At 75.4% G+C, this 8,521-nt stretch carries 5 protein-coding genes; 2 read left to right on the top strand and 3 right to left on the bottom strand.

From position 1 onward, the window contains the following. Positions 1-71 precede the first annotated feature (71 nt). A complete protein-coding gene (locus tag ETD96_RS11275; RefSeq protein WP_138636270.1) occupies positions 72-818 on the top strand; it encodes an SCO6745 family protein in 747 nt (248 codons plus the stop codon). Between the two features lie 246 nt (positions 819-1,064). Continuing rightward, complete coding sequence (gene fdh / locus ETD96_RS11270; protein ID WP_138636269.1) at positions 1,065-4,316, top strand: formate dehydrogenase; 3,252 nt, start codon at positions 1,065-1,067, stop codon at positions 4,314-4,316. A 50-nt stretch (positions 4,317-4,366) separates the two neighbouring features. Here the strand turns inward: fdh and selD are convergent, their stop codons facing one another. The 3 genes from selD to selA are packed head-to-tail and all read right to left on the bottom strand — an operon-like array spanning position 4,367 to position 8,450. Next, positions 4,367-5,374 carry a selenide, water dikinase SelD gene (selD, locus tag ETD96_RS11265; RefSeq protein WP_138636268.1) on the bottom strand — a complete coding sequence of 336 codons (1,008 nt, stop codon included), beginning with the start codon at positions 5,372-5,374 and terminating at the stop codon, positions 4,367-4,369. Then, entirely contained in the window at positions 5,371-7,137 is a 1,767-nt protein-coding gene (gene selB, locus ETD96_RS11260) for a selenocysteine-specific translation elongation factor (protein WP_138636267.1), read from the bottom strand. Before selB ends, selD begins: the two co-directional genes overlap by 4 nt. Then, entirely contained in the window at positions 7,134-8,450 is a 1,317-nt protein-coding gene (gene selA / locus ETD96_RS11255; RefSeq protein ID WP_138636266.1) for an L-seryl-tRNA(Sec) selenium transferase, read from the bottom strand. The genes selB and selA overlap by 4 nt, the downstream gene beginning before the upstream one ends. Between the last annotated feature and the right edge of the window lie 71 nt (positions 8,451-8,521).

The raw sequence follows: 8,521 nt of genomic DNA, 5'->3' as shown, positions 1-8,521 counted from the left end.
ATCTCCCCGGCGCGCCGGGCGGCGGGTAATCTCCCGCTTACCCGGTCGCCCCGACCCCGAGGAGCCCCCGCATGACGGAACTGCCGGAGCTGAGCGCCGCCGAGACCGCGGCCGCCGCCGACAAGATCATCCACGACATCGGCTCGACCTGGATGCTGGACCCGGCCGTCTCCGCGCACGGCGAGGAGCTCGGCTACGCCAACCCGTTCGCGTTCTACTTCGCCGGCCGCGGCGGGGTGCTCGGGGACGTCGACGGCGGCGTGGTGTGGTCCGCGCTGGGCTTCTTCGAGCCGGGGGTCGTCCGGGCCATGTGGGACGAGGGCGTCACGGTCGCCGGGGCGCGGGAGGCCGCGCGGCGGTACACGCGGGCGTTCAGGGCCTGGGCGGAGGAGCGCGTCCCCGACGACCCTCGCCTGTGCGAGCTGGCCGAGCGGGTCGCGAACGCGGCCGAGGGCGCGGGCCTGCCGCTGTTCTGCGGCTGGCGCGCCGAGCCGCTGCCCGAGAGCGGCCCCGGCCGCCTGGTGCAGGTGCTCCAGGTGCTGCGCGAGCTGCGCGGCGGGATGCACCTGGTCGCGACGACGGCGGTCGGCCTGACCCCGCTGGAGGCCGTGCTGACCAACGAGGGCGAGGGCAAGGCGAACTTCTGCGGCTGGCAGGGCGACTTCCCCGACTGCACCGCGCTGAAGCCCCGCCTCGCCGAGGCCGAGGAGATCACCGACCGGCTCTCCGCCGCCGTGTACGAGCGGGCGCTGTCGCCGTCCGAGCGCGCCGAGTTCGCCGCCCTGGTGGCGAAGGCGGGAGCGGCCGTCCTCCCCTGACCCGCGGGGAGACGTTCGTCGGGGAGGGACAGCGTCGCGCGGAACACCGTGGCGGCGGCGGCGAAGAGGGGGCGGCATCGCGGCGAACCCGGTCCTCAACCTGGAGGCGGGCGACGGCCTCGGCGCCGCCGACCCGCGGCCCGGCGACGTCATCGCGCCCGCCGCCCCGTCCGTCCGCGACGGGTTTGTTTTGAGGGACGGGCGGCGGGTAGGTGGACGGCGCGCCGAGGTGAAGGGTGGTGTGACGTGGGCGTTCGTACATGGATCGAGTCCTGGCCCGTCTACCGCCAGTTCACCGGGGACGACCCCCTCGGGCGCGGAGCCGCGGCGAAGAGCGCCGGATCCGAGCGGATCAAGGCGCGGGTGAACACCGCCGACCGGGTCGTGAAGTCCGTCTGCCCGTACTGCGCGGTCGGCTGCGGGCAGGACGTGTACGTCACCGACGGCAAGGTCACGCAGGTCGAGGGCGACCCGGACTCGCCGGTCAGCCGGGGGCGGCTGTGCCCGAAGGGCTCGGCGACGCTCCAGCTCACCACCGGGTCGGCCCGCGAGCACCGGGTGCTGTACCGGCGCCCGGGCGGCGCCGACTGGGAGCACCTCGACCTCGACACGGCGATGGACATGATCGCCGACCGGGTGATCGAGGCGCGCCGGCACGGCTGGCAGTGGGAGCAGGACGGGGTGCGGGTGCGGCGCACGCTCGGGGTCGCGAGCCTCGGCGGCGCCACGCTCGACAACGAGGAGAACTACCTGATCAAGAAGCTGTTCACCGCGCTCGGCGCGGTGCAGATCGAGAATCAGGCCCGCGTTTGACACTCCTCCACCGTTCCCAGTCTGGGAACCACGTTCGGACGAGGCGGCGCGACCACGTTCCAGCAGGACCTGCAGAACTCCGACTGCATCGTCATCCAGGGCTCCAACATGGCCGAGTGCCATCCGGTGGGGTTCCAGTGGGTGATGGAGGCGAAGGCGCGCGGTGCGACGGTCGTCCACGTCGACCCGCGGTTCACCCGGACCAGCGCCCTGTCGGACCTGCACGTCCCGCTGCGGGCGGGCAGCGACATCGCGTTCCTCGGCGGGATCATCAACTACGTCCTGGAGAACGACAAGTACTTCCGTGACTACGTGGTCGCGTACACCAACGCGCCGGTGATCCTGACGGAGGAGTTCCGCGACACCGAGGACCTCGACGGCGTGTTCTCCGGCCTGAACCCGGAGACCCGCAGCTACGACCACACGACGTGGCAGTACGAGGGCATGGAGGTCCAGTCGGCGGCCGGCGAGCGCGACATGGCCTACGACGAGCGCGTCGAGTCCTTCGCGGAGGCGGGGCGCGGCGAGGCGCACGGCTCCGGCGGCGCGGCGATCGGCGAGGGCCACCCCGAGCGGGACCCGCACCTGGAGCATCCGCGGTGCGTCCTCCAGGTGCTCAAGCGGCACTACGCGCGCTACACGCCGGAGATGGTCGAGCGGATCTGCGGCGTCCCGCAGGAGCAGTTCCGCAAGGTGTGCGAGATGCTCACCGAGAACTCGGGCCGCGACCGGACGTCCGCGTTCGTCTACGCGGTGGGCTGGACGCAGCACACGGTCGGCGTCCAGTACATCCGGACGGCGGCGGTCCTGCAGAGCCTCCTCGGCAACATCGGGCGGCCCGGCGGCGGCATCCTGGCGCTGCGCGGCCACGCGTCCATCCAGGGCTCGACCGACATCCCGACGTTGTTCAACCTGCTGCCCGGCTACATCCCGATGCCGCACGCGCACAGCAACGAGGACCTGGACGCCTTCGTGCAGGCCGAGTCGGCGCGCAAGGGCTTCTGGGGCGACATGCGCGCCTACACCGTGAGCCTGCTGAAGTCGTACTGGGGCGACGCGGCGACCGAGGACAACGACTACTGCTTCGACTACCTGCCGCGGCTGACCGGCTCGCACAGCACGTACGAGACGGCGATGGCGCAGATCGACGGCGTGTGCAAGGGCTACTTCCTGATGGGCGAGAACCCGGCGGTCGGGTCGGCCAACGCCAAGATCCAGCGGCTCGGGATGGCGAACCTGGACTGGCTCGTCGTCCGCGACTTCTCGCTGATCGAGTCGGCGACCTGGTGGAAGGACGGCCCGGAGATCGAGTCGGGCGAGATGCGCACCGAGGACATCGGCACCGAGGTGTTCTTCCTGCCCGCCGCCGCGCACACCGAGAAGGACGGCAGCTTCACCAACACGCAGCGGATGCTCCAGTGGCACCACCAGGCGGTGGAGCCGCCCGGCGACGCGCGCAGCGACCTGTGGTTCACCTACCACCTCGGCCGCCTCATCCGGGAGAAGCTCGCCGGGGAGGACGACGAGGTCAACCGCCCGCTCCTCGACCTGACGTGGGACTACCCGACGAGGGGCGAGCTGGAGGAGCCGGACGCGGAGGCGGTGCTCGCCGAGATCAACGGCTTCGACGCCGAGGGGAACCCGCTGTCGTCCTACACGCAGCTGAAGGACGACGGGTCCACCCGGTGCGGCTGCTGGATCTACTGCGGCTGCTACGCCGACGGCGTCAACCAGACGGCCCGCCGCAAGCCCGGCAAGGACCAGAGCTGGGTGGCGCCCGAGTGGGGCTGGGCGTGGCCGCTGAACCGCCGCATCCTGTACAACCGGGCGTCCGCCGACAAGGACGGCAACCCGTGGAGCGACCGCAAGGCGTACGTCTGGTGGGACGCCGAGCAGGGCAAGTGGACGGGCCACGACGTGCCCGACTTCGTCGCCGACCGCCCGCCCGACTACAAGCCGCCCAGCGACGCGACCGGCCCGGACGCGCTCGCCGGCGACGACCCGTTCATCATGCAGGCGGACGGGAAGGCGTGGCTGTTCGTCCCGGCGGGGCTGACCGACGGCCCGCTGCCGACGCACTACGAGCCGCAGGAGTCGCCGTTCACGAACCCGCTGTACGGGCAGCAGCGCAACCCCGTCCGGCAACTGCTGCCGCCGCACCCCGACAACCGGTACGCGCCGAGCGACGGCTCGCCGGGCGCGGCCGTGTACCCCTACGTCGCGACGACGTACCGGCTCACCGAGCACCACACGGCGGGCGGCATGTCGCGGTGGCAGCCGTACCTGGCGGAGCTGCAACCGGAGTTCTTCTGCGAGGTGTCGCCGGAGCTCGCGGCCGAGCGGGGGCTGGAGCACGGCGGCTGGGCGACGCTCGTCAGCCCGCGCGCCGTCGTCGAGGCCCGCGTGCTGGTCACCGAGCGGATGCAGCCCCTCGTCGTGGACGGCCGGACGATGCACCAGATCGGGCTGCCGTACCACTGGGGGCCGAACGGCTACAGCACCGGCGACGCGGCGAACGAGCTGCTGCACATGTCCCTGGACCCGAACACCCACATCCAGGAGGCGAAGGCGATATCGGTCGACATCCGCCCGGGCCGCCGCCCGCGCGGCGCCGCCGCCGGTGAGCTGGTCCGCCGCTATCAGGAGGACGCGGGCGTCACCGACGAGACGGGCACCGAGGCCTAGCCGCGGCGGGGCCTGGCGGCGGCGTCCAGCGGCGGGGCCTGGCGGCGGGTCTAGCGGACGACGACCGGGAACTCGCCGGCCGGGACCAGTTCGCCGATGACCGGCTCGCCGGGGATCTCGCCCGCGACGAGGAGGCCGCCGGAGGTCTGCGCGTCGGCGAGCAGGAGGCGGTCCTCCTCGGGGGTGCCACGGAAGTCGGTGTGCGGGGCGACCCAGTCGAGGTTGCGGCGGGTGCCGCCGCTGACGTACCCGGCGCGCAGCGACTCGCGGGCGCCGTCCAGGTACGGGACGGCGGCGGCGTCGACCACCGCGGTGACGCCGGACGCGCGGGCCAGCTTGTAGAGGTGCCCGAGCAGCCCGAAGCCGGTGACGTCGGTGGCGCAGGTCGCGCCCGCGTCGAGCGCGGCGGCGGAGGCGTCCCGGTTCAGCGCGGCCATCGCCGCGACGGCGTGCGGGAAGACCTCCCCGGTCGCCTTGTGCCGGTTGTTGAGGACCCCGACGCCGAGCGGCTTGGTCAGGGTGAGCGGCAGGCCCGGCTTGCCGGTGTCGTTGCGGAGCAGCGCGGCGGGGTCGGCGACGCCGGTGACGGCCATGCCGTACTTGGGTTCGGGGTCGTCGACGCTGTGGCCGCCGCCGACATGGCAGCCCGCCTCGGCGGCGACGTCCAGTCCGCCGCGCAGCACCTCCCGCGCCAGCTCGAACGGCAGGACGCCGCGGGGCCAGGAGAGCAGGTTCACCGCGACGAGCGGGCGGCCGCCGACGGCGTACACGTCGGACAGGGCGTTGGCGGCGGCGATCCGCCCCCAGTCGTAGGGGTCGTCGACGACCGGGGTGAAGAAGTCGGCGGTGGCGACGGCGGCGAGCCCGCCGTGCGAGCCGGGCAGCCGGACGACGGCGGCGTCGTCGCCGGTGTCCAGCCCGACGATCAGCTCGCCGTTGGGGGCGCCCGGGGCGGTGGTGAGGCCGGCGACGACGTCCTCCAGCTCGCCGGGCGGGATCTTGCAGGCGCAGCCTCCGCCGTGCGCGTACTGCGTCAGCCGCTTCGCCGTCTCGGTCATGTCGTCCTCTCGGTACAGCGCCGCCGGAGGTCGTCCACCCGGGTGGTGTAGCCCGCCGCGTCGAGGTGCTCCAGGAGCGGGACGGCGACGCGGCGGGTGGTGCCGAGCGCGCGGCGCGCCTCGCTCAGCGTGAACGGGCCGCCGAGGCGGCCGAGGAGCGCGGCGGCGCGGGCGTCGTCGCCGGGCAGCAGCACGATGCCGCCGCCGACCTTCAGCAGTGCGCCCGCCGCCGCGGCGGCGGCGAGCATCTTCGGGGTGAGGCCGAGTTCGGCGAGCCGGCCGGCGTCGGGGGCCTGGAACGGCGCCGCGGCCAGGTCGCGGCGGACGGCGTCGACGGCCGCCTGCACGGGCGGGGGCAGCTCCGGCGCGACCGCCCGCCCGTAGATCCGGCCGTCGCGCTGGTGCAGCCCGTCGGCGAGGGCCTCGACGAGGGCGCGGTCGGGCAGGCCGAGGGCGCGGCGGGCGGCGTCGGCGGGCAGGCCCGGGTCGGTCGGGTGCGCGGCGGCGTGCTCCTCGACGGCGGTGATGAGGCGCTTGCGGAGGTCCTCCCAGTGGTCGGGGTCGGCGAGCCAGTCCCCGGCGACGGGCGCGGACGGGGCCGGGACGCCCATCGCGACCAGCTCCGCCCGCGTGATCAGGCCCCGGCGGCGCAGCTCGCCGGCGCCGTCGGGCCGGTCGCCGATCGACGCGAGCTCGCGGGCCCGCGCCGCCGCCGCGCCGCGCCGCCGGAACGGCTCGGGGCGGACGTCCAGCACGGTGACCCCGGCGGGGACGCGGTGCGCGCCCGGGTCGCGGAGCAGCGCGGCGTCGCCGACCCGCAGCGGCAGCGGCCGGCGCAGCGCGAGCCGCGCGGTGTCGGCGCCGAGCGGGCGCACGTGGACCGGCACCGCCGCCGTCCCGGCGTGCAGGGTCAGCTCGCGCGGCAGGTCGCCCGCGGGTTCGCCGCGCAGCCGCACGTCGACGAGGTCGGCGGTGAGCCAGCGCCCGGGGGTGAGGAGGGCGTCGCCGCGGCCCGCCCGCCGTACGTTCCCGTGCAGGTTGACGGCGACGCGGGCGACGGCGCCGATGCCGTCGTGGTCTTCCTTGAGGCTCTGCAGGCCGCGCACGCGCACGATGTCGTCGCCGATGGCGAGGCGGTCGCCGACGTTGACGGTCCCGGCGCCGAGCGTCCCGGTCACGACGGTGCCCCGGCCCCGGATGGTGAAGATCCGGTCGATCCAGAGCCGCACGTCGGCGTCGAGGTCCGGGGCCGGGAGGGACGCGGTGAGCCGTTCCAGCGCGGCGCGCAGTTCGTCCAGGCCCTCGCCGGTGGCGCCGCTGACCATGACGGACTCGACGCCGCCGAGCGAGGTGGCCGCGATGTGCGCGAGGGCCTCGTCGCGGGCCAGCTCCGCCAGGTCGTCGCCGGCGAGGTCGCGGCGGGTGACGGCGAGGAGGCCGTGCCGGACGCCGAGCGCGTCGAGCACCGCGAGGTGCTCCTCCGACTGCCGCTGCCAGCCCTGGTCGGCGGCCACCACGAACAGGACCGCCGGGGCGGGCCCGACACCGGCGAGCATCGTGGTGACGAGCCGCTCGTGCCCGGGGACGTCCACGAACGCGAGGCGGTCGCCGCCGGGCAGGGTCGTCCAGGCGAAGCCCAGCTCGATCGTCAGGCCGCGGCGGCGCTCCTCCTCCAGCCGGTCGGGCTCCATCCCGGTGAGGGCGCGGACGAGCGTGGACTTGCCGTGGTCGACGTGCCCGGCGGTCGCGATGACGTGGGTCATCGCGCCGCCGCCCGGACCGCGTCGGCGACGGCGTCGTCCTGGCCGGGCGGCACGGCGCGCAGGTCGAGCAGGCACCGCCCGTCCTCGACCCGGCCCATCACGGCCGGGTCGCCGCGCCGCAGCCGGACCGCGAAGGGCTCCGGCAGCGCGACCGCCGCGCTCGGCAGGACGACGCCGGGCGCGCCGCCGCCCCCGACCGCCGCCTCGCTCTCCACCGGCACGGCGTCGACCCCGTCGAGCCGCAGCCGCGCGGCGAGCCGCTCGGCCCGCTCCCGCAGCGCGGCGGCATCGGCGCGCAGCGCCTGCTCGGTCGGGGTGCGCGGCCCCCGGACGGTCGCCTCCAGCGCGGCGAGCGTCATCTTGTCGACGCGCAGCGCCCGCGCCAGCGGATGGCGGGCCAGCGCGCGCACCAGGTCGTCCCGCCCGAGGACGAGCCCGCACTGCGGGCCGCCGAGCAGCTTGTCGCCGCTGGCCGTGACGAGGTGCGCGCCCGCCTTGAGCATGGACGCGGCGTCGGGCTCGTCCGGCAGCAGCGGTTCGGGCGCGAGCAGGCCGGAGCCGATGTCGGCGACGACCGGGACGCCGAGCCCGGTCAGCTCGGCGACGCCGGCGCTGCGGGTGAACCCTTCGATCCGGAAGTTGGACGGGTGCACCTTCAGGATGAACCCGGTGCGCTCGCCGACCGCCGCCGCGTAGTCGTCCGGCGAGGTGCGGTTGGTGGTGCCGACCTCCCGCAGCCGCGCGCCCGTCGCGGCGAGCAGCTCGGGGATCCGGAAGCCGTCGCCGATCTCCACCATCTCGCCGCGGCTGATGACGATCTCCCGACCGGGCGCGAGCGCGGTCGCGGCCAGCACGAGCGCCGCCGCGCCGTTGTTGACGATGTGCGCGGCCTCCGCCTGCGGCACCCGCTCCAGCAGCGCCGCCAGCACGGACCGGCCGCGCCTGGCCCGCCGCCCGGTCTCCAGGTCCAGTTCGACGTCGGTGGCGCCCGACGCCACGGCCACGGCCTCGCGGGCCGCGTCCGACAGTGGCGCCCGCCCGAGGTTGGTGTGCAGCAGCACGCCGGTCGCGTTGATGACGGGGCGCAGGCCCGAGGCGGTCGGCGGCAGCGCGCCGACCGCGGCGTCGGCCACCGCGTCCGGCGGGATCTCGCCCGCGCGCGCCCGCCGCTGCGCCCCGGTGACCGCCGCCTTGACCACCCCGCGCCCGAGCCGGCCGGCCGCCGCGGCGAGCCGCGGGTCGGCGAGCAGCACATCGGTGCGGGCGATCCGCCGCCGCCCGTCCTCCCCGGCGGGCACGGCCGCACGATCCATCAGGCGCACCTCCGATGCAGACCGCTACCCGCCCGGCATCGCGCCGAAACGGGCACCGCGCCGTGCCCGGA

This window comes from Actinomadura geliboluensis, from assembly GCF_005889745.1.
In the GTDB taxonomy this organism is placed as follows: Bacteria; Actinomycetota; Actinomycetes; order Streptosporangiales; family Streptosporangiaceae; genus Spirillospora; species Spirillospora geliboluensis.
This window is presented reverse-complemented; position numbering and strand designations above follow the sequence as displayed.